Origin of the sequence: Streptomyces flavochromogenes, from assembly GCF_000717595.1 — a bacterium.
GTDB lineage: Bacteria > Actinomycetota > Actinomycetes > Streptomycetales > Streptomycetaceae > Streptomyces > Streptomyces flavochromogenes.
On record NZ_JNZO01000011.1, the window covers coordinates 22,379 to 43,613 of the forward strand.

Genomic DNA, 21,235 nt, shown 5'->3' on the forward strand with positions numbered 1-21,235 from the left:
GCCGCCTTCCCGTCTTCTCTCCTACCCGTGCCGAAGGTGCCGGCCGTCTGGCGCCCGTGTCGCGCACTGCCCCTGCTCACCGCTAATCCGGAGGCCGTTGTCCAGGAGATCACGTTGGATGGTGCCCATGACGACAACTTTCGAAGCCCTGTTGCCCGGTACCGAGCGGGCTCTGCTGCATCGCGTCGCGGTCGCCCAGTCCGAGGGGCGGGCGCCCTCCTTCGTGGGGGCCGTGGTGCGCGAAGGAGCGTTGGTGTGGAGCGGCTCGCGCAGTTGCGTGGACGGGCACGCGCCTGACACCGACACCCAGTTCAGGATCGGATCGATCACCAAGGTGTTCACCGCCGTGCTGGTGATGCGGCTGCGGGACGAGGGGCTCCTCGGTCTCGACGATCCGCTGGAGCGGCACCTCAAGGGCACGGGTGCCGGCGACGTGACGATCGCTCAGCTCCTCGGGCACAGCGGCGGTCTCGCGGCCGAGACGCCCGGTCAGTGGTGGGAGCGCTCGTCCGCCGCGCTGAGGCCGGAGCTCTCCGACGTCCTGGGGGAGCAGCCCTTCCTCCAGGCGCCGGGGCGCCGCCACCACTACTCGAACCCCGGGTACACGCTGCTCGGTTCGCTGGTCGAGGCCGTGCGCGGAGTGTCGTGGGAGGAGGCTCTGCGGCGCGAGATCCTGGAGCCGCTCGGGATGAGCCGTACGACGCTCGATCCGGTCGCCCCGCACGCGGGCGGCTGGGCGGTGCACCCCTGGGCCGATGTGATGCTGCCGGAGCCGTCCGAGGACCTCGGGCTGATGGCGCCGGCCGGGCAGCTCTGGTCGACGGCGGCGGATCTCGCCCGCTTCGCCGCCTTCCTCGCGGCGGGAGAGGAGCGCGTGCTCGTCGCGGCGTCCGTGGCGGAGATGCGGGCCCCGGCCTCCGCGGCCGGGGAGGGGGACTGGGAGGGAGGCTACGGGCTCGGGCTTCAGCTGATCCGCAAGGACGGCCGGACCCTGATCGGCCACACCGGATCGCTCCCCGGTTTCGTCGCCGCCCTCTGGGTGAGCGTGGAGGACGGGCTGGCGGCGATCGCCCTCTCCAATGCCACCTCCGGGCCGCTGACGGGGGCCGTGGCCGCCGATCTCGTACGGATCGTGGCGGAGGCGGAACCGAGGTTCCCGGAGCCCTGGCGCCCGCTTCCGGAGGCTGAGGCCGATGAGGAGCTGCTGGCCCTGACAGGTCCCTGGTACTGGGGCACGTACGCCTACGGGCTCCGGATCGGCCCTGAGCGGAGTGTGATGCTCGAACCCCTGCGGGGAGCCGGGCGGCGGGCCCGTTTCCGGGCGCTGCCCGAGGGGGGCTGGGTCGGGCTGAACGGCTACTACGAGGGGGAGACGCTCCGGGCCGTGCGGCGCGCCGACGGCAGCGTGAGCCATCTCGACCTCGGCTCCTTCGTCTTCACGCGGGAGCCGTACGCGCCGGCGGACGTGGTGCCGGGTGGCGTGGACGAGGCGGGCTGGCGCGGTCTCTGAGCCGTTCTGCGGTGTTTCACGTGAAACAACCGTGATCGGCGTGCCGGGGACGCGTCCCGGCACGCCGACGGCGTGCTCCTCTGCCTCAGAGGTTCTTCTTGAAGCCCAGGTGAGAGGCCTCGAAGCCGAGCCGCTCGTAGAAGCGGTGGGCATCGGTGCGGGTGACGTCGGAGGTCAGCTGGACGAGTCGGCAGCTCTGGCGCCGGGACTCCTCGACAGCCCACTCGATGAGCAGGGTGCCCAGGCCGCTGCCGCGCTCCTCGGCGTGGATGCGGACGCCCTCGATGATCGAGCGGGTGGCACCCCGGCGGGAGAGGCCGGGGATGATCGTCAGCTGGAGGGTGCCGACGACCCTGGCCTCGCGGACGGCCACGACGAGGTGCTGCTGAGGGTCGTTCGCCAGGCGCTCGAAGGCCGCGACGTACGGGCTGAGGTCGTCCGGAGATTCGCGCTGCGCGCCCAGCGGGTCGTCGGCGAGCATCGCGACGATGGCTTCGAGGTCCTCCGCGGTGGCGGGACGTATCTCAAGATCACTCATGCCCCGCAGGGTACGCCGGGGGAGGGCATCGCCTCACTGAGGGTGTACCGCGCGGGTCGGACGGCCGGGCGTCAGGCGGGAACGCCCACGCCTTCCACGACCTGGACCAGCGGTGCCAGCTCCGGGTTCTTGGCGGCCTCGTCGAGTGCCTCGCGAAGAGCGCTGTCGTTGGTGGGGCGGGCCTCTGCCAGGAGCTTCTGGCCGGCTTCGGTGACATCGGTGTAGATGCCGCGCCGGTCGGTGGCGCAGAGGTACCGGGTGAGCAGACCACGGTCCTCGAGCCGGGTGACCAGCCGGGTGGTGGCGCTCTGGCTGAGGACGACCGCGTCGGCGACCTGTTTCATCTGGAGGTGCCCGCCCGGTCCGCTGTGCTGGCGGCTGAGGACGTCGAGGAGGGAGTACTCCCGCACGCTCAGACCGTGCCGCGTCTCCAGGGCGCGCTCGATGTGCGACTCGATCCTGCCGTGCAGCAGGGAGAGGGCGCACCAGCGCTGGGAGAGCGCGGTGAGTGCGGGGTCCGTCGCGGTCATGGTCTCTCCTCGGTCTCTCCTCGGCACCGGAGTGGTTCTGGATCCAGGGTAGACGATGCGACGCAATAATGCGCGTGTGCAAGTAAATCTGGGAGGGGAGATCGGACCCTGCCCCCGGCTAGGGCGGTCGGATCGGCCCCCGCCCTCACACCGGTGGACCGAACCCCGCGCTACCCGGCCGCGACGGTCAGGGGAGCGAAGCGGCGGCGCCAGTCACCGGGGAGGTCGGGGAGGGAGCGGACCATCACCGCGTTGAAGGCGACCGAGTCGAGGCCGTTCTCCTTCACCCAGCTCAGCAGGGCCGAGTGCCGCACGTCGATGTCCGTGCGCAGCGGGCGGTCGGTGGCCGCCGCGAGTGAGGCGATCAGGGCCTGGGCCGTGGCGGCGTCCCGGGCGATCAGCGGTCCGACGACATGGGTGTCCATGTTGGGCCAGGCCGCCGCGAAGCCGGTGATCTCGCCGTCCTCCTCCGCGACCCGGAGATGGTCGGCGAACGCGGGCAGCCGGGTGATCACATGCGTCCGGTCGAGGCCGAAGACCTCGTGGTCCAGGCGCAGGATCGCCTGGAGGTCCTCCGCCGTCGCCGGGCGGACCGGGACGGCCGGGGCGGGTGCGGTGAACGTGAAGCGCCCATGCACCATCTCCGCGCGGCCCGTCTCCGTGAAGCCCAGCTGCTCGTAGAGAGGCTGCCCGTACGGAGTGGCGTGCAAGGTGAGCGGGGTCTCCCCGGCCTCCGCCAGGACGTGCTCCATGAGCCGGCGTCCCACCCCTTGGCGTGCGTACCGTTCGGCGACGAGCACCATGCCGATCGCGGCGAGCCCCGGGCCGTACGACGTGACCACGGAGCAGGTGATCAGCCCGGCTCCGGAAGGGTCGTCGATGCCGTAGCCGGCGCCCGCGGCGAGCAGGAGGCCCCACTTGTGTTCCTCGCGCGGCCAGCCCCGGTTCTCGGACAGGTCGGCGCAGGCGAGGAGGTCGTCCACGCCGAGGCGCCGGATGGGGAGCTGGGCGAGCGAGGAGGGGGAGATCGGCATGCTGTCAGGCTGGCCGACGCGGTGATCTTCCGTCCACCGGTTTAGCGGATCTGGCCGAGACGTGTGCGCCGTGCGGAGCAGGCGCGGGGCCGGACGGGTAGCCGGAAGAGGGCGTTGCTTTCCATGTCGTGGGACGGAGACGATGTTTCACGTGAAACAGCGACAGCAGCGACTGCACTTCTTCGACCTCGACGGCACCCTGATCCGGGGGTCGGCCGCGGCGGTGGAGATCTCCCGGCAGCTGGGCGTCGACGAGGAGATCGCCGCCCTGGAGGAGAGCTTTCTCCTACAGGGGCTCACTCCGGACGAGTTCGCCGTCCGGGCACGCGAGCTGTGGTCTGCGCTCACCGTGGACCAGGTCGCGGCGGCCTTCGAAGGGGCGCCCTGGCTGCTGGGCATTCGTGAGGTCTGGGCAGACATCCGGGACCGGGGCGACCGCTGTGCGGTCATCTCGCTCTCTCCCGACTTCTTCGTCGAGCGGCTTCTCGACTGGGGCGTCGACACGGTGCACGGATCGCACTGGCCGACCGTCCCCTTCACCGAGCCGATCCACCGGCCCGGCATCCTCGACGCGCGGGCGAAGGTGCGGATCGCGCGGGAGCTCTGTGCGGAGTACGGGATGGACCCGGCCCATTCCGTCGCCTACGGCGACTCGATGTCCGATGCGGAGCTCTTCGCGATCGTGCCGGACACCGTGGCGGTCAACGCGGACCACCATCTCGCCGGGCTCGCCCGCCACAGCTACACCGGCGGAGATCTGCGCGAGGCCTACGCCCTGGTCCGAAACAGCGCAGCTTAGTCAGAAACCCTGCCCTTTGGCCCGAGAACGCCGCTTTCCCTCCGAAGCGGTGCGCGGAGGGGTCATGCTGCGTCCACGGAAGCCGGCCAGCGATAGGCGAGGCACATGATGGATGCTCCGACCACCACGAAGGCAGCGGAGGACGGGGACGGGCCGGAGCGCCCGGCGGGGGGCGGGAACGGGCCCCGCCGCCCGGCGGATGGCGGGAACGAGCCCCGAATACCCACGGAAGCCTCCGCCGACGCGGTACTCGTCCGCCGGACCCTCGCCGAGATCGCGCCGGTCGCCGACCGGGTGACCTCGTACTTCTACGCCCTGCTCTTCATCGGGAACCCGGGGCTGCGAGAGATGTTCCCCGCGGCCATGGACACCCAGCGGGACAGACTCCTGAAGGCCCTGCTCACCGCGGCGGAGCACATGGACGACACCCCGGTGCTCACCGCGTATCTGCAGAACCTCGGCAGGGGCCACCGCAAGTACGGCACGCACTCCACCCACTACCCCGCCGTCGGCGAGGCTCTCATCGGCGCGCTCACGCGGTATGCGACGACGACCTGGGACGAGGAGACCCAGGCGGCCTGGGTCCGTACGTACACGACGATCTCCCAGGTCATGATCGACGCGGCGGCGGAGGACGAGCGCTCGGCGCCCGCCTGGTGGCAGGCCGAGGTGGTCTCCCACGATCTGCGGACTCCGGACATCGCCGTCGTCACGCTCCGGCCCGACCAGCCGTACTCCTTCCTCGCGGGGCAGTACACGACGCTGGAGACCCCGTGGTGGCCGCGGATATGGCGTCACTACTCGTTCGCCTCGGCGCCCCGGCCCGATGGACTGCTCTCCCTGCACGTGAAGGCGGTTCCTGCGGGCTGGGTGTCCAACGCGCTGGTCCACCGGGCGCGCCCCGGAGACGTTCTGCTCCTCGGGCCGCCGGCCGGTTCCATGACCGTCGACCACGACACGGACACGGGCCTGCTCTGTGTCGGCGGCGGCACCGGGATAGCTCCCATCAAGGCCCTGGTGGAGGACGTCGCCGAGCACGGGGACAGGCGTCCGGTCGATGTCTTCTACGGGGCACGCAACGGCCACGACCTGTACGACATCGACACGATGATGCGGCTCCAGAAGACCTTCCCCTGGCTCTCCGTCCATCCGGTCACCGAGGAGCAGGGACGGCTCCCGGAGGCCGTCTGCCGCTACGGCTCGTGGAGTGAACGCGACGCCTACCTCTCGGGGCCGCTCGGCATGGTCCGTCGAGGGGTGGACGCGCTACGGGGAGCGGGGGTCCCCGCGGAGCGCATCCGGCACGACTTCCTCGCCGAACTGGCCCCGGCGGCCGACGATCAGCCCAGGTCGGGGGCGTGCATCGCGCGGACGCCCTCGATGTTGCCGTCGAGGTAGTGGCGCAACGAGAGCGGGACGAGGTGCACGGCCGCGATGCCGACCCGGCTGAAGGGCACCCGAACGATCTCGTATTCGCCCACGGGCTCGTCCATCTCGGGACCGTGCCGCAGCGTGGTGTCCATGGAGTCGAGGCGGCACACGAAGAAGTGCTGGACCTTCACCCCTGAGACCCCGCCGTCGACGATGTGCTCGACGGTGTCGACGAAACAGGGCACCACATCGACGATCTTGGCACCGAGCTCCTCGTGGACCTCGCGGTGCAGGGCCTCGACGACGGTGGCGTCGGTGGGTTCCACGCCTCCACCGGGCGTGACCCAGTAGGGATCCACCCCCGGCTTGGTGCGCTTGATGAGGATGAGGTCGTCCCCGTCGAGCAGGATGGCGCGTGCGGTGCGCTTGATCACAGGCCGTTCGTTCATGGGCCGTTCGTTCATGGGAAGAAAATGGCCCGTCGGGGGTGTCCTGAAACTCGCCGTCCCCGGCGGAAACTCATCAGTCCTCGCAGAAGGCCGCGGCTCCCCCACGAAGACTCACCAGTCCCCCGCGGCCCGCAGCAGTTCCTCGTGCGCGCGGGCGATGGGCGACAGCGCGAGCGTCCCCGTCCGTACGACCAGGAAGTAGGTCCGGAGCGGAGGGACCGGAGGATCGAGCAGCGCCACCAGCCGGCCCTGCTCCAGGGCCTCCTCGCACAGATAGCGGGGCAGGACGGCGAGGCCGGCGCCGGAGGCCGCGGATTCCCGAACGGCGCGCAGATCGGGGGCGATCACGGTGGCGGCGACCGCCGGCTTGGTCTCGAAGACGCTTGCCCAGTAGCGGGCCACGAACGGCAGCGACTCGTGCACCTCGACGACCGGCAGCTGCTCCAGGACCACGGCGCCCTTGCGGAGGAGGACGTCGGGGGAGAGCCTCGCCGCCCAGCGCGGGGCGGCGACCAGCACGTACTCCTCGTCGCAGAGTGGGGTGGAGACGATCAGGCCGCCCCGGGGGCGCGCGGTGGCGACGGCCAGATCGTGATGGCCCGCGGCGAGCCCGTCGAGGATCTCCTCGGTGTTGCCGAGAAACGAGGCCCGTACGGCGAGACCCTGCCCGACCAGCGGAGTGAGGGCCGGCAGGACACGGAGTGCGGTGAACTCCGGGGGACCGGCGACATGGAGGGTACGGACGCCGCTCTCCTCGTCGAGGCCCGTCTCGGCGATCTCGACGAGGGCGTCCAGATGGGGAGCGGCGCGGTGGGCGAGCTCGTCGCCGATGGTGGTCGGCGTGACACCGCGGGCCTGTCTGAGGAAGAGAGGGCGTCCGAGCTGTCGTTCGAGCGTCCGGATCTGGCTGGTGACGGCCGGCTGGGACAGCCCGAGGAGCGCGGCGGCACGGGTGAAGGAGCCGGCCCGGTGCACCGTGACGAATGTGCGCAGCAGGGCCAGATCCATGGTCGCCCCCTCCCGGCCGTGCGGCCGTTCGACTCAGGCGGTCGGCTGACTGCGCCTCAGGACCGTCCAACTATAAATAAGTCGATAGGTCTCTGTCGCTACCGTGATTGGACACTGACGCACAGTCAACTAGCCTTGTTCAGGCGGTCTCCGCGCGTGGAACCGAGGCGTTCCGAGCCACGAGGGGGGAGGCTCGGAGCGTCTCGTTCCGTGCGCCCGGGACCGGCGCGGGCCGTGGACAGGACCCCGTGAGGACCGTGTCCAGGGCCTGCGAGGGCCTGTTCCAGGACAGGCGCCGGCCGTGTGCCGAACGGATCTACGCCCCGGCCTCGTCGAGAGCCCGCAGCACATCGGCGATCAGGTCCCCCGGGTCCTCGGCGCCGACCGAGAACCGGATGAAGCCCTCCGCGACCGCGTCCCCGCCCCAGCGCCCGCGTCGCTCCGCCGTGGAGCGCACACCGCCGAAGCTGGTCGCGTCGTCCACGATCCGCAACCCCTCCAGGAACCGATCGGCCCGCTTCCGGTCCGCCAGTTCGAAGGAGACCACGGGCCCGAAGCGCCGCATCTGCCGGGCGGCCACGGCGTGCGAGGGGTCCTCGGGCAGCCCCGGGTAGCGCAGCCCGGTCACGTCCGCGCGCCTCGCGAGCGCCTGCGCCAGAGCGAGCGCGGTGGAGCACTGGCGGTCGATCCGCAGCTGCAGCGTGGCGAGCGAACGGTGGGCGAGCCAGGCCTCCATGGGGCCGGGGATGGCGCCGACGACCTTGCGCCAGCGCCGTACCTCCGCCGCCCGCTCCGGATCACGGCAGGTGACATGGCCGAGCAGGATGTCGCCGTGCCCCGTCATGCCCTTGGTGTCGCTGGCGACGGAGAAGTCCGCGCCCAGTTCGAGCGGGCGCTGGCCGAGCGGGGTGGCGAGGGTGTTGTCGACGGCCACGAGCGCCCCCGCGGCATGCGCCTCGCGCACCAGTCGCCGAATGTCGCAGACGTCGAGCGCGGGGTTGGACGGCGTCTCGATCCACAGCAGCCGAGCCCCTTCGAGGACGGCGAGCTGGCCGTCGCCGCCGGTGGGCGCGGTGCGGACCTCGATGCCGTACGCCCTCAGCTGCTCGTGCAGCAGAGGCAGCGCCTGGTAGCCGTCCTCGGGGACCACCACGACGTCGCCCGTCCTCAGCTGCGAGAGGAGGACGGCGGAGATCGCGGCCATGCCCGAGGCGAAGACCAGCGTCTCGACGCCCTGCTCCCCCGGCGCCTCCAGCTCGCCGATCGCCCGCTCCAGATGGGTCCACGTCGGGTTCTCGTCGCGGCCGTACGCGTATCCGCCGGTCGGATCGCCCGGCAGGTGGAAGTGCGCGGCGAAGACCGGCCCGGGCAGGGTCGGCTCGTACTTCACGGCTTCGGGCAGCCCTGCCCGGACCGCGCGTGTGCCGTCGCCGTAGTGCTTGTCGGTCACGGTGTCCGTTCCTCCAGTTCACGGCGTACGGCCGCGAGCAGTCCCCCGCTCGCGGCCTCCACCATCTCAAGACACTTCTCGTAGTCCTCACGGTCTCCGGAGTACGGGTCGGGGACGTCGAGCGCGTCCCCGGCGGCCGGGTCGAAGGAGCGCAGCAGCCGTGTCCGGGCCGCGTCCTCGGGCGTGCGGGCGAGCCGGTGGAGCTCCCGCAGATGCCCTTCGTCCAGCGCGATCACCAGGTCGAGGGGCGGGAACCAGGAGGCCCGGAACTGACGGGCGGTGTGCGTGGAGGCATAGCCGTTCTCCTCCAGTACGGAGACCGTGCGCGGGTTGGCGCCTTCGCCCTCGCGCCAGACTCCGGTGCCGGCGCTCTCGACCGCCACCAGCCCACCGAGGCCGGCGTCCTCCACATGTCTGCGGAAGACGTGCTCGGCCATAGGCGAGCGGCAGGTGTTGCCGGTGCAGACGAAGCAGACGCGGTACGTCATGGTCTCCACTCAGTCGCCGTCGGGGAGCACGACGTTCAGCGCCCAGGAGACGACGGAGATGATCAGGCCGCCGAGGACGGCGGTCCAGAAGCCCTCCACGTGGAAGCTGAGGTTGAACTGCTCGGCCAGCCAGGAGGTAAGGAGCAGCATCAGGGCGTTGACCACCAGGGTGATCAGGCCGAGCGTCAGAATGAAGAGCGGGAGCGTCAGCAGTTTGACGATCGGCTTGACCAAGAAGTTCACGAGCCCGAAGACCAGGGCGACGAGAATGAGAGTAAGGGCCTTCTTACCGGTGCTCTCACCGGTCAGGGTGATGTCCTGGAGCAGCCAGATGGCCACTCCCAGGGCGCCCGCGTTCGCGAGTGTCTTGACTACGAAATTCATCATGTGTCTGATCGTGGCAGACATGATCGGGCCGACGGCAGGGGCTGACAGGCGATGAAGGCATTCCGACTGGATGAACTGGAGGCGGAGCGTGCCGCGAACAAGGGCGCGTATCTCCAGTTCCTGCGGGAGCGGAACATGTCGGTGGGCCTGTACGCGCTGGACGCGGGGGAGCTCGACCCGCAGCAGCCGCACCGTCAGGACGAGGTGTATTTCGTGGTGAGCGGCCGGGCGGCGATCACCGTGGGGACGGAGACGACCCAGGTGGCGCGCGGCAGCGTGGTCTATGTGCCGGCCGGAGTGGAGCACAAGTTCCACCACATCAGCGAGGACCTGCGGGTGATGGTGGTCTTCTCCCCGCCGGAGGCCTGAGGGTCGAGCGGGCGGAGCCCCTAGGGGGCGGATCAGGGGAGAGCGGGGGCCGCAGGGCCCCCGTGCGCCTCGTCCGGAACCTAGCCTTGAGGGTGTTCGGCGCGGAGTGTGCGGAACAGATCTTCGAGAGCGAGGGAGAGGACGATGGCCGTACAGGAGGTTCTCGCCGGGATGCCGTGGTGGGTCAAGTGGGTCGCCATACCCGTGCTCGCACTGCTCGTCTTCGGCGGACTGATCACCAGCGTCCTGGCTTTCGTGATCGGGCTGCTCTTCAAGGTGCTGCTCTTCGTGGCCCTCGTCGCCGGACTGATCTACGTCGTACGGAAGTTCAGCTCCTCGGACCGGTCCCGCGAGGAGTGGTAGCACAGGCTACCGATCGGTATGAAGGCGACGGAGGGTATTAGCCCGGCCGGGGGAACGCGCTGGTCGAATCAGGGCGCGGGCCCAGGAGCTGCCACTAGAGTGGAATCCCTCCGCCGCGTTGGGGACTACAGGCGTAGACCTCCGTACTGACCAGCGGTTTCCCAGGCCCGGCGGGCGCGCGGGGGCGGCCCCCGCGGGCGGGTGTGATGCACCCGTCGTCACGCCTGGGGGTGACCTTTGGCCACGGCTACGCAGACGACTGCGCCTACCCTGATCGGCTCGGTGCAGCGCGCACTGAGACTTCTGGAGGCTGTGTCCTCCCACGCGGAAGGCGCCCCGGCCAAACAACTCGCCCGTGAGACGGGCCTTCCGCTGCCCACCACGTACCACCTGCTCCGCACCCTGACGCACGAGGGCTATCTGGTCCGCGAGAAGGGTGTGTTCGTCCTTGGCGACGCCGCGGTCCGACTGGCCGGCGGCGGAGATGTGCAGAATCGTCGCATCAAGATCGAAGACTCCCTCGCCCGCTGGCGGGACGCGATCGGTGTGCCGGTCTACTTCGCCCTCTACCGCGAGGGGGAGATCGAGCTCGTCGCTGTCGCCGACACCCCATCCGCTCCCGCGGTCGAGGAATGGGCCGACTTTCGCGAGACCGGGCACGCCCATGCGATCGGGCAGTGCCTGTTGAGTCAACTCGATCTGAAATCTCGTCAAGACCACCTCGACCGCCACCCGGTGGAAGCCATCACTCCGTACACGGTGCGTAACCGCCGTGTGCTTTTGGAGCGTTTGGGCGGTTTGGGGCGAATGGAGCCCCTGGTAGAGCGTCAGGAATATGCGCTCGGCACGGTCTGTGCCGCAATCCCCATCACTGCGGGCTCCACGGCGGCCGCAATGGCCATTTCTCTCCCCCTTCACCAGGAAGAACGGTTGCTCCCAGCAGTCGAGCAACTACGCACAGAGATCGGAAAGCTCTTCAGTTCCCTCGCGTTCTCTATCAGTATCTGAAAAATCACTCCTTGTGATCTGCTAGTGCTTACAGCACGATTGCGTCAAGAGGGCCACGGGGGATCATTCCTGGCCGTTTCGGTCACAGCTTTCAGCAGCTGTGTTTACACAACTGCTTCATCTACTGCGGGGTACATGATGCGAGAGTCGGTTCAGGCCGAGGTCCTGATGAGCTTCCTCGTCTCCGAGGAGCTCTCCTTCAAGATCCCGGTTGAACTCCGATACGAGACCCGGGATCCCTACGCGGTGCGGATGACCTTCCACCTCCCCGGGGACGCGCCTGTGACCTGGGCGTTCGGCAGGGAGCTGCTGCTCGACGGGATCAACCGGCCGAGCGGGGACGGCGATGTGCACATCGCCCCGACGGAGCCCGAGGGTCTCTCGGACGTCTCCATCCGGCTCCAGGTCGGCGGGGATCGTGCCCTGTTCCGGGCGAGCGCACCGCCGTTGGTCGCCTTCCTGGACCGAACGGACAAACTGGTTCCGCTGGGGCAGGAGCGGACGCTCGGTGACTTCGAGGACAACCTGGAGGCTGCCCTGGGCCGGATCCTGGCCGAGGAGAGCGCGGGCCCGGCCGCCTGAGCCGGCGCCCGTCCCGCGTACCGGCTCGGCGCACGTCGACCGGCGCACACCTCACTTCGCGCGGCGGCGCCGTCCGCCCCGTACCGCCGCGGGCTTCCGGATGTCCGTGCCCGGCCGGCCACCGGCGTCCGTGCGGTCGGCGGAGACCACCAGGGCCGCGAGCACCGTGGTGAGCGGCACGGCCGCGACCAGGCCGATCGACCCGACGAGCGTCCGGACGATCTCCTCGGCGACCAGCTCGCTGTTGGCCACCGTCCCCATGCTGCTCTGCGCGATGGAGAAGAGCAGCAACAGCGGGAGGGCGGCACCCGCGTAGGCGAGCATCAGAGTGTTCACGACCGAGGCGATGTGGTCGCGGCCGATCCGGATCCCGGCCCGGTACAGCGCGCGTGGCCCCATGCCCGGATCGGCCTGGTTCAGCTCCCAGACCGCCGACGTCTGGGTGACCGTGACGTCGTCGAGCACACCGAGCGAACCGATGATCACCCCGGCCAGAAGCAGGCCGGACATGTCGATCTCCGGGTACAGGCCGTGGATCAGGCCGGTGTTGTCGTCCGTGTTGCCGCTCAGTGAGGCCCAGCCGATGAACACCGAGCCGAGCAGACCGGTCAGCAGCAGGGAGATCAGCGTCCCGAGCACCGCGACCGACGTGCGGGCCGAGAGCCCGTGGCACATGTAGAGCGCGATCAGCATGATGGCGCTCGATCCGACCACCGCCACGACCAGCGGATTCGACCCCTCCAGGATCGCCGGCAGGATGAAGAACGTCAGGATCAGGAAGCTCACGGCCAGCGCGATGAGGGCCATCACGCCCTTCATCCGGCCGACGGCCACGACCGCGACGGCGAAGATCCCGGCGAGCACCGCCAGCGGGACCTTCCGGTTCACATCGGTGACCGAGTACTGCAGATCGCGCGGGGCGTCGGGGGCGTAGGCCACCACCACACCCTGTCCCTCGTCCAGTTGGCGCGGTGCGTCCGGCTGCACGATCTCGGTGAACGTACGCCCCTTCTCCGGACCGCTGGTGACCTCGATCGTCGCCTTCTCGCACTCCCCCTGCTGCGCGTTGACCGCCTCGCGTCCCTGCGGTGTCGAGGTGTCACCGGTCGGCGGGACCTGCCCCGCGTTCACGGAGGCGCAGTCCACCTGCTGGACGGCGACGACCTCGCCCTGCTCGGTCTGCCGGTCGAAGCCGACGCCGGTGCGCTCGTGCGGCGGGGTGCCGCCGGGCCACAGGACCGCGAGTCCGACCACGACCGCCGTGGCGAAGGGGACCAGGATCGCGGCGATGACCCGGCGCAGATGCCGGGACACCGGGGTGGCGGGCCCATGGCTGTGGCTGTGCCCGTGGGATCCGTGTGCCGGACCTTGCCCGTGCGATCCGTGCGCCGGACCGTGCCCGTGAGAGCCGTGTGGCTGAGCATGCTCGTGGGGGCTGTGGTCGTGGTCGTGGCCGTGCGGCTCGGGAGTCTGTTGGGGGGAAGTCACCGACCGATCATCGCAAGAACGACGGGGGCCCACTGTTCAGCACGCCAGGGATGACGCTAGCGTGGTGGCACCTTTGCACACGCGGGAGCTCGGAGCACCGGGCTGAGAGGGCGCTGATCACCGTACGCGCGTACTGATGTACGTACGGGAGGAGGCTGCGCCGACCGCCGAACCTGTTACCGGGTAATGCCGGCGTAGGGAGATCGGTCTCATGACCATTCAGGATGCACGCACGCCTGCCTCCGAGCAGGACGACACCTCTGGCGACGGCGCCCGCACGCCGGGCTGGCACAAGGGGTACGTCCAGGGCTCGCGCCCCGACCTCAGGGTGCCGGTCCGTCAGGTGCACCTCACCAACGGCAAGGACGTCACGCTGTACGACACGTCCGGCCCGTACACCGACCCCACCGTCGACACCGACGTACGGCGGGGCCTTCCGCCGCTGCGCGAGAACTGGATCATCGCGCGCGGCGACACCGAGGAGTACGCGGGCCGCCCGGCCCGCCCCGAGGACGACGGCATCAAGCACACCTCGCCGCGCGGCGGGGGGCTGAAGAACCTCGACGCCGTCTTCCCCGGCCGCCCGCGCCTGCCGCGCCGCGGCCGCGACGGCCAGGCCGTGACCCAGCTCGCGTATGCCCGCCGGGGGGAGATCACCCCGGAGATGGAGTACGTGGCGATCCGGGAGAACGTCTCCCCCGAGGTCGTACGGGAGGAGATCGCGGCGGGCCGCGCGGTGCTCCCGGCGAACGTCAACCACCCGGAGATCGAGCCGATGATCATCGGCAAGCGGTTCCTGGTGAAGGTCAACGCCAACATCGGCAACTCCGCCGTCACCTCCTCCATCGAGGAGGAGGTGGAGAAGATGACCTGGGCGACCAAGTGGGGCGCCGACACGGTCATGGACCTCTCCACCGGCCGCAACATCCACACCACCCGCGAGTGGGTGCTGCGGAACTCCCCCGTGCCCATCGGCACCGTGCCGCTCTACCAGGCGCTGGAGAAGGTCGACGGCCGTGCCGAGGACCTGACCTGGGAGATCTACAAGGACACGGTCATCGAGCAGGCCGAGCAGGGCGTGGACTACATGACGGTGCACGCCGGCGTACTCCTGCCGTACGTACCGCTCACCGCGCGCCGCAAGACCGGCATCGTCTCGCGCGGCGGCTCGATCATGGCCGCCTGGTGTCTCGCGCACCACAAGGAGAACTTCCTCTACACGAACTTCGAGGAGCTCTGCGACATCCTCGCGACGTACGACGTCACGTACTCGCTGGGCGACGGGCTGCGCCCCGGCTCGATCGCGGACGCCAACGACGAGGCGCAGTTCGCGGAGCTGCGCACGCTCGGCGAGCTGAACACGATCGCCAAGCGGCACAACGTGCAGACGATGATCGAGGGCCCCGGGCACGTCCCGATGCACAAGATCAAGGAGAACATCGACCTCCAGCAGGAGATCTGCGAGGAGGCGCCGTTCTACACGCTCGGCCCGCTGACCACGGACGTCGCGCCCGCGTACGACCACATCACCTCCGGCATCGGCGCGGCGATGATCGCCTGGTGGGGCACGGCGATGCTCTGCTACGTCACGCCCAAGGAGCACCTCGGCCTGCCCAACCGCGACGACGTGAAGACCGGTGTCATCACGTACAAGATCGCGGCGCACGCGGCCGACCTCGCCAAGGGGCACCCGGGGGCGCAGGAGTGGGACGACGCGCTGTCGGACGCCCGCTTCGAGTTCCGCTGGGAGGACCAGTTCAACCTGGCACTCGACCCGGACACCGCGCGTGAGTTCCACGACGAGACGCTGCCGGCGGAGCCCGCGAAGACCGCGCACTTCTGCTCGATGTGCGGTCCCAAGTTCTGCTCGATGAAGATCTCGCAGGACATCCGGCGTGAGCACGGCGGCGACCTGAAGGCGGACGAGATCGAGGCGGGCATGGCCGCGAAGTCGGCCGAGTTCGCGGCGACCGGCAACCGCGTCTACCTGCCGCTGGCGGACTGACCCCCGCCCGGAGACCGTGCCGGCCCGCGACCCCGGGGGAGTCGCGGGCCGGTGGTGTGTCAGGTGCCGGGTGGGCCGGCGGGTGGGGTGGTGGCGGCGAGGACGTCGCGGAGGAAGGGCAGGATGCCCCGCTCGAGGAGGGCGCGGCGCCAGGCCTCCCGGGCGCGGGACAGTTCGTCGTCCGGTGCGGCAGGGGGCGGACCGCCCCTGCTCACCTCGGCCGGGCTGTTGCGCAGGGCCGTCACCAGGAGACCGGCGGCCGCGCCGAGCAGTCCCGCGGCCGCCACCGCGCCGAAGACCAGGCCGGCCGTGAGCAGCGTCGCCCCGAACGCCACGGTGGGGGCGACGGCGTGCAGGGCCGCGCCGACCAGCAGGAAGATGACGGCGGCCGCGCCCGCGAGGACGGGCACCATGACGGTGAGGATCGCGACGACACCGGGGCCGGGGCCCGGGCGGTCCGGGGACGCCGGTGTCCTGGTCCCGAGGGCCGCGCGGTGCTGCTCGCGGACCTTCACGAAGTGGTCGTACTCGCTCGCCGCGGCGCTGGTGACCAGAGTCGTCGCGTTCAGGGTCAGGGAGCGCAGCTGGGCGAGCGAGAGCCGGGTTCCCGCTCCGGCGAGATCCGGACGTGCGTGGGCGGTGCTCAGTGCGTCGTCGAGGACCCGCTCGTACTCGGCGCGGTCCTCGGTCAGCAGGTGCGGAGCCACGTTCATGTGCATCCCCCGATGCTCCGTAAGCCCGGATCAGCCGTGGGAAACGGTCGGTTGGGCGGAAACGGAGGAGAGCCTGCTACGGATGGACCCGATGGTATTGCGGTGGTGCCACACGCTGACAGGGTGTTTCCGGAATTCGACTTCCCCGGATGCGGAGGGTTATGCGTCAGCCGTTCAGGGGGAGTTGGACGACCAGTAGCTTTCCGGCCATGGTCACTCCGCCGTCCATCGCGATCGCCAGACCGTCCGCGTACACGTGCGGTCCGTCGACGAGCGGGCCCGAACTGCCCTCGCCGTCCTCCGTGCCGACCTGACCGGTGAGGTACGGGATGGGGCTGTGGCCGTGCACGATCCGGGAGCCGCCGTAGGTCGAGAGCAGCTCCTGAACGGCCTGCGGGCCGCCCTCGTCGCGGAACGCGAAGCGCTTGGTGAACTTGCGGAAGACGTCCCAGACCTCGTCGGCGTCGTTCCGGTTGAGGATCTCGTGGACCGTGTCGTTGACGTCCTCGATGGTCTGGCCGTAGTCGAGGTACGCGGTGGTGTCGGAGTGCAGGAGGAGGTGGTCGTCCTCCCGCACCACGGCGTCGAGCCGGGACATCCACTGCAGATGGACGTCCTGGAGCCGGTCCATGTCGTGCTTCTGGCCGCCGTTGAGCAGCCAGGCGGCCTGGAAGGTGGCGGTGCCCGCGCCGGAGTTCACCGGGGTGTCGCCGAAGCGCTTGGCACCGATGAGCAGCAGCTCGTGGTTGCCCATGAGGGCCTTGCAGTAGCCGCCGGCGGCGGCGGCCTCGGCGGAGAGGCGCATGACGAGGTCGATGACGCCGATGCCGTCGGGGCCGCGGTCGGTGAAGTCGCCGAGGAACCAGAGGCGGGCGTTGCCCGCGGCCCAGCTGCCGTTCTCGTCGATGAGCCGCTGCGCGCGGAGGGCTTCGACGAGCTCGTCGAGATAGCCGTGGACGTCGCCGACGACGTAGAGCGGACCGGGACCCTCGCCGCTCGCGGGGGCGGGTTCGGCGGCGGGCGCGGGCTCGGTGGGGACCGGGACCTGGACGGTGTCCCCGCGGTTGATGACCGGGAGGTCGCGCTCGGTCGGGGTGTAGCCCTCGGGCATTCCGCCCTCGGGGAAGGCGTTCCCGGGGTGGCCGGTGGCGACGGAGACGATGGACGAGCCGCTCGGGGCGTATGCGGGAGCGGTACGACGTCCCAGATGCAGGGTCGGCTCGGCGGGCGCGGGCGCGGGCGGAGGACCGGCCGTGGGTACGGCGGGTGCGGCCACGGGTCCGTGCTCCGGGGGAGCGGGTTCGGCCGGTGGCGGCACCGGCAGAGGTTCCGTGGTCGTCGGATCGGTGGCATGGCCCTGTACGGGCACGCGGGCGTACGGCGGTACGCGGAAGTCGCGCAATGTCGCCGTGCGCACCACGGGCTCCTGCCCGGCCCCCTGAGTCATGGACCCCTCCACCACGGTCGCGATGCCCTGCACATCGCGGACCGGCCTGGTCGGGGTGGTCCGCGATGTCGTGCGCCCATCATAGGAATGAGCTTCCTCCTGTGTGACGCACCAGGGGTGGTGAATCCGGGTCCACTCCGGGTTCACCGGTTGTTTCGCCCGAATTGAGAAGGTCCAGTCCAGGGTTGAGGCCGGTTGGGTGGCCGGTTTCGCCGCCCCGGCCCACGGGCAGGGGCGGGGGACGGCGGATGCGGTGGAGCCGGTTGGCGGGGTGTCAGTCCTTCGCGGGTGAGCGCGGCGGGCTGACGGTGGTGCGCGGTGAACGGCGCTGCGAGGAGGTGCGGACGATGAGTTCGGTCGGTATCACCCGCTCGACCGGGCCGTCGGTGTCGATCCCTTCGATGGCGTCGATGAGGAGCTGGACGACGGCCGTGCCGATCCGGCGCGGCTTGAGCGAGAGCGTCGTGATGGGCGGTTCGGTGGTGGCGTAGACGGTCGACTCGCTGCAGCAGACCAGCAGCAGATCGTCCGGGACGCGCAGCCCGTAGCGGCGCGCGGCCGCGAGGAGGTCGGTTCCGTTGGGATCGAAGAGGCCGTACACGGCGTCGGGCCGGTCCGGTCGGGCGAGCAGCCGGTCGGCCGCGACGGCGCCCGCGCACGGGTCGTGCGCCGGATAGGCCTCGTAGACGGGGTCCTGGCCCACCCGCTCGCACCAGTTGAGGTACGCGGTGGTGGACAGGCGGGTGTAGGTGTCGGTGGTGGTTCCGGTGAGGAGGCCGATGCGGCGGGCGCCGGCGTCGGCGAGGTGGTCGAGCAGATCGAGGACGGCGGCTTCGTGGTCGTTGTCGACCCAGGCCGTGACCGGAAGGGTGCCGGCGGGGCGTCCGTCGGAGACGACGGGCAGGCCCTGCCGGACCAGTTCGGTGACGACCGGGTCGTGGTCGGAGGGGTCGATGACGACGGTGCCGTCGAGGGCGACGTTCGACCAGACGTCATGGCGGGATGTGGCGGGGAGGATGACCAGGGCGTAGCCCCGCGCGAGCGCCGCCGATGTGGCTGCCCTGGCCATCTCCGCGAAGTACGCGAATTCGGTGAAGGTGAAAGGTTCATCCCCGTACGTGGTCACGGTCAGGCCGATGAGTCCCGACTTCCCGGTGCGGAGCGTGCGGGCCGCCGCGGACGGGCGGTAGCCCAGCCGGTCGGCGACCTCGCGCACGTGACGGCGGGTGGCGTCGGGGAGTCGGCCCTTGCCGTTGAGCGCGTCGGAGACAGTCGTGATGGAGACCCCGGCGGCGGCGGCCACGTCCCGGATGCCTGCCCGGCCCTGCCGGCTTCCCCGGGTCTGTGCCCGGCTCACCTGGTGCTTCCCTGCTGCTGTCATGGCGAGCCGATAGTAGGGCGATGAGGGGCGGTTGGGCCGGTCGCATATGCAGGCGTTGACAGGCACGTTTCTGCATGGCCGAAAGGCGTCAAGAAGCAAGGAATCCAAGGTAGTTAGGGCCTTTGCCATGGGACCAGTGGCTGCCGAACGGCGTAGGCCTGGCGTGGGGGCGAGGTCTCGAAGAGGTCTCAACTCACCTCTACGGGGGATGCGCGCTACGGCGCCCGCCACCGGCGCGCGCCACCCGGACGCGCGCTCCCCCCGGTGTGGCGCAGCGGCGGGGGCGGCCCTGGGGGCGGTTCGGGAGACGGCTCGCGGGAAGGATCGGGGGGTCCGTTCAGGGTGGCGTGGCGGGTGGCGGGCCGGGGGCCGGCCGCCGGGTCGCTCGGGTGGCGCGCCGGGGTCGCCCGGGCGCCGCGCCGTGGGCCGCTTCCGGGCCGTGCGGGGCGCTGTCCGCGGAGGCCGCTTCCGGGCCGTGCGGGCACTGTTCCCGGAGGTCGTGTCCACAGCGTGTCCCTCCTGTTGTCCACAGCCCATTCGCAGCGGAGGGGAATCCTCTTAAGGTGAGGAGTATTGGCGGTACGGACGGTCGAGGAGGCCACAGAGTGAGCGAGACCAGCGGGACCAGCGGGACGAGCACGGGCCCGAAGCTGCGCGCCGAGCTGGACGGCGTCCCCACCTACAAGCCGGGAAGGCCGGCGGCCTCGGGCGGTCCCGTGGCCTTCAAGCTGTCCTCCAACGAGAACCCGTATCCGCCGCTGCCGGGGGTCATGGAGAGCACGCTGGCCGCCGCAGCGAACTTCAACCGTTACCCGGACATGGCCTGCACGGGGCTGACGGAGGAGCTGGCGGACCGTTTCGGCGTGCCCGTCTCGCACCTGGCCACCGGCACCGGCTCGGTCGGCGTCGCCCAGTCGCTCCTCCAGGCCACCTCAGGCCCCGGCGACGAGGTCATCTACGCCTGGCGCTCCTTCGAGGCGTACCCGATCATCACGCAGATCAGCGGGGCCACCTCGGTGCAGGTGCCGCTGACCGAGGGCGAGGTGCACGACCTCGACGCGATGGCCGCGGCGATCACCGACAGGACCCGGCTGATTTTCGTCTGCAACCCCAACAACCCCACGGGCACCGCGGTGCGCCGGGCTGAGCTGGAGCGCTTCCTCGACCGGGTGCCCTCCGACGTCCTGGTCGTGATCGACGAGGCGTACCGCGAGTTCGTCCGTGACACCGACATCCCGGACGGCATCGAGCTCTACCGCGACCGGCCGAACGTCGCCGTGCTGCGGACCTTCTCCAAGGCGTACGGCCTGGCGGGGCTCCGGGTCGGCTTCGCGGTCGCCCACGAGCCGGTGGCGGCGGCGCTGCGCAAGACGGCCGTGCCGTTCGGCGTGAGCCAGCTGGCGCAGGACGCGGCGGTGGCCTCGCTGCGGGCCGAGGACGAACTGCTCGGGCGGGTCGGCTCCTTGGTGGCCGAGCGCGAGCGGGTCCACGCGGGTCTCGTGGGGCAGGGCTGGACCGTGGCGGACACCCAGGCGAACTTCGTCTGGCTGCGGCTCGGCGAGCGGACCCTGGAGTTCGCGGCGGAGTGCGAGCGGCACGGGGTGATGGTGCGGCCGTTCGCCGGCGAGGGAGTGCGCGTCACGATCGGCGAGAGCGAGGCGAACGACCTGTTCCTGAAGGCGGCGGAGGGCTTCCGCAAGGAGGGCTGAGCACTCGCTGACGGCGATCGGCCGGTGACGGCGATCGGCCACCGAAGCCGACCGGCACTGGCCGACCGGCCGTGAAGCCGACCGGCCGTCGACGTCGGTCAGCCGTTGGCGAGCTCCACCCGGATCGGGTCGCCGTCCCGCACGGTGGCCAGGATCCGGGGGTCACCGTCGAGCGCGCCCAGGACGTTGCAGGGGCTGGCGAGCCGGCACTCTTCGCCCCGCGAGATCGGGGTGGGGCCGTAGGGGAGGGCGAGCGCGTCGCCCTCCGTCCAGAAGGCCACCGTGCCGGCGGCGACGACCTGCCGCGCTCCGTCGTCGACGGAGGCGGAGACCGGTGTGTCGAAGTAGACCTCCTCGCCCCAGGTCCGGGCGGTGGAGGAGATCGGGAGAGCCCCCGCGAGCGCCGTGCTCGTGGGGGTTTCCTCAAGGGTGGCCGTGGTGTGTCCGGCCGGCCAGACGATGCGTATCCGAAGGGTCATGGCCCGGATTCAACAATATGTTGAAGGTCCCGGGAAGAGGTGGCCCTCGGCAGGGGGACCCCGACTGAAGGTACGGATTTCGTATGAGTAATAATGCTTGTGAATGTGAACGCGTTCACAAGCGCGC

22 protein-coding genes are annotated in these 21,235 nt (G+C 70.5%); 9 read left to right on the forward strand and 13 right to left on the reverse strand.

What is annotated here, in order from left to right:
* Positions 1–127 precede the first annotated feature (127 nt).
* Entirely contained in the window at positions 128–1,510 is a 1,383-nt protein-coding gene (locus IF00_RS0114130) for a serine hydrolase domain-containing protein (protein WP_030317969.1), read from the forward strand.
* An 85-nt stretch (positions 1,511–1,595) separates the two neighbouring features.
* On the opposite strand, the gene IF00_RS0114135 is transcribed toward IF00_RS0114130, so the two are convergent.
* The 3 genes from IF00_RS0114135 to IF00_RS0114145 form a co-directional block, all read right to left on the reverse strand.
* Positions 1,596–2,048, reverse strand: a complete 453-nt coding sequence (locus tag IF00_RS0114135) for a GNAT family N-acetyltransferase (protein WP_030317970.1) — start codon at positions 2,046–2,048, stop codon at positions 1,596–1,598.
* A gap of 71 nt (positions 2,049–2,119) precedes the next feature.
* Entirely contained in the window at positions 2,120–2,578 is a 459-nt protein-coding gene (locus tag IF00_RS0114140; protein ID WP_030317971.1) for a MarR family winged helix-turn-helix transcriptional regulator, read from the reverse strand.
* A 170-nt stretch (positions 2,579–2,748) separates the two neighbouring features.
* Complete coding sequence (locus IF00_RS0114145) at positions 2,749–3,612, reverse strand: GNAT family N-acetyltransferase (protein WP_030317974.1); 864 nt, start codon at positions 3,610–3,612, stop codon at positions 2,749–2,751.
* Positions 3,613–3,754: 142 nt separating this feature from the next.
* Here IF00_RS0114145 and IF00_RS0114150 point away from each other — a divergent pair, with 142 nt between their 5' ends.
* Positions 3,755–4,411 carry an HAD family hydrolase gene (locus IF00_RS0114150; protein WP_030317976.1) on the forward strand — a complete coding sequence of 219 codons (657 nt, stop codon included), beginning with the start codon at positions 3,755–3,757 and terminating at the stop codon, positions 4,409–4,411.
* A 105-nt stretch (positions 4,412–4,516) separates the two neighbouring features.
* Positions 4,517–5,809 (forward strand): globin domain-containing protein, encoded by a 1,293-nt coding sequence (locus IF00_RS0114155; protein ID WP_245234530.1) that lies wholly within the window; start codon positions 4,517–4,519, stop codon positions 5,807–5,809.
* Here the strand turns inward: IF00_RS0114155 and IF00_RS0114160 are convergent.
* The 5 genes from IF00_RS0114160 to IF00_RS0114180 form a co-directional block, all read right to left on the reverse strand.
* Positions 5,752–6,231 (reverse strand): NUDIX domain-containing protein, encoded by a 480-nt coding sequence (locus IF00_RS0114160; protein WP_030317979.1) that lies wholly within the window; start codon positions 6,229–6,231, stop codon positions 5,752–5,754. The genes IF00_RS0114155 and IF00_RS0114160 overlap by 58 nt on opposite strands.
* Positions 6,232–6,342: 111 nt before the next feature.
* Positions 6,343–7,239: a LysR family transcriptional regulator gene (locus IF00_RS0114165; protein WP_030317981.1), complete on the reverse strand. Its 897-nt coding sequence runs from the start codon at positions 7,237–7,239 to the stop codon at positions 6,343–6,345.
* A gap of 316 nt (positions 7,240–7,555) precedes the next feature.
* A complete protein-coding gene (locus IF00_RS0114170; protein WP_030317982.1) occupies positions 7,556–8,689 on the reverse strand; it encodes a cystathionine gamma-lyase in 1,134 nt (377 codons plus the stop codon).
* Positions 8,686–9,177: a low molecular weight protein-tyrosine-phosphatase gene (locus IF00_RS0114175; RefSeq protein ID WP_030317983.1), complete on the reverse strand. Its 492-nt coding sequence runs from the start codon at positions 9,175–9,177 to the stop codon at positions 8,686–8,688. Before IF00_RS0114175 ends, IF00_RS0114170 begins: the two co-directional genes overlap by 4 nt.
* A 9-nt stretch (positions 9,178–9,186) precedes the next feature.
* Positions 9,187–9,564, reverse strand: coding sequence for a phage holin family protein (locus IF00_RS0114180; RefSeq protein WP_030317984.1), 378 nt, complete (start codon positions 9,562–9,564; stop codon positions 9,187–9,189).
* A gap of 51 nt (positions 9,565–9,615) precedes the next feature.
* Here IF00_RS0114180 and IF00_RS0114185 point away from each other — a divergent pair, with 51 nt between their 5' ends.
* The 4 genes from IF00_RS0114185 (at position 9,616) to IF00_RS0114200 (ending at position 11,886) form a co-directional block, all read left to right on the forward strand.
* Complete coding sequence (locus IF00_RS0114185) at positions 9,616–9,933, forward strand: cupin domain-containing protein (protein ID WP_030317985.1); 318 nt, start codon at positions 9,616–9,618, stop codon at positions 9,931–9,933.
* 144 nt (positions 9,934–10,077) lie between these two features.
* Complete coding sequence (locus IF00_RS0114190; RefSeq protein ID WP_030317987.1) at positions 10,078–10,296, forward strand: DUF5326 family protein; 219 nt, start codon at positions 10,078–10,080, stop codon at positions 10,294–10,296.
* A gap of 270 nt (positions 10,297–10,566) precedes the next feature.
* Positions 10,567–11,304 (forward strand): IclR family transcriptional regulator, encoded by a 738-nt coding sequence (locus IF00_RS0114195; RefSeq protein WP_388307420.1) that lies wholly within the window; start codon positions 10,567–10,569, stop codon positions 11,302–11,304.
* A 138-nt stretch (positions 11,305–11,442) separates the two neighbouring features.
* A complete protein-coding gene (locus IF00_RS0114200) occupies positions 11,443–11,886 on the forward strand; it encodes an SsgA family sporulation/cell division regulator (protein WP_030317990.1) in 444 nt (147 codons plus the stop codon).
* 51 nt (positions 11,887–11,937) lie between these two features.
* Here IF00_RS0114200 and IF00_RS0114205 read toward each other — a convergent pair whose 3' ends face one another.
* The gene (locus tag IF00_RS0114205) at positions 11,938–13,374 is read right to left on the reverse strand and encodes a YibE/F family protein (RefSeq protein ID WP_388307144.1); all 1,437 of its coding nucleotides are present in this window, start codon (positions 13,372–13,374) and stop codon (positions 11,938–11,940) included.
* 211 nt (positions 13,375–13,585) lie between these two features.
* On the opposite strand from IF00_RS0114205, the gene thiC reads away from it, so the two are divergent.
* Entirely contained in the window at positions 13,586–15,379 is a 1,794-nt protein-coding gene (gene thiC / locus IF00_RS0114210; protein WP_030317993.1) for a phosphomethylpyrimidine synthase ThiC, read from the forward strand.
* Positions 15,380–15,438: 59 nt separating this feature from the next.
* Here thiC and IF00_RS0114215 read toward each other — a convergent pair whose 3' ends face one another.
* The 3 genes from IF00_RS0114215 to IF00_RS0114225 all read right to left on the reverse strand — a co-directional run bounded on the left by IF00_RS0114215 (position 15,439) and on the right by IF00_RS0114225 (position 18,920).
* Positions 15,439–16,098: a hypothetical protein gene (locus IF00_RS0114215; RefSeq protein ID WP_030317995.1), complete on the reverse strand. Its 660-nt coding sequence runs from the start codon at positions 16,096–16,098 to the stop codon at positions 15,439–15,441.
* Between the two features lie 160 nt (positions 16,099–16,258).
* Positions 16,259–17,539, reverse strand: coding sequence for a metallophosphoesterase (locus tag IF00_RS0114220; RefSeq protein WP_030317997.1), 1,281 nt, complete (start codon positions 17,537–17,539; stop codon positions 16,259–16,261).
* Positions 17,540–17,813: 274 nt separating this feature from the next.
* Positions 17,814–18,920 (reverse strand): LacI family DNA-binding transcriptional regulator, encoded by a 1,107-nt coding sequence (locus IF00_RS0114225; RefSeq protein ID WP_030317999.1) that lies wholly within the window; start codon positions 18,918–18,920, stop codon positions 17,814–17,816.
* 605 nt (positions 18,921–19,525) lie between these two features.
* On the opposite strand from IF00_RS0114225, the gene hisC reads away from it, so the two are divergent.
* Positions 19,526–20,629 carry a histidinol-phosphate transaminase gene (gene hisC, locus IF00_RS0114230; RefSeq protein ID WP_030318000.1) on the forward strand — a complete coding sequence of 368 codons (1,104 nt, stop codon included), beginning with the start codon at positions 19,526–19,528 and terminating at the stop codon, positions 20,627–20,629.
* 98 nt (positions 20,630–20,727) lie between these two features.
* Here hisC and IF00_RS0114235 read toward each other — a convergent pair whose 3' ends face one another.
* Positions 20,728–21,108: a cyclophilin-like fold protein gene (locus IF00_RS0114235; RefSeq protein WP_030318002.1), complete on the reverse strand. Its 381-nt coding sequence runs from the start codon at positions 21,106–21,108 to the stop codon at positions 20,728–20,730.
* Between the last annotated feature and the right edge of the window lie 127 nt (positions 21,109–21,235).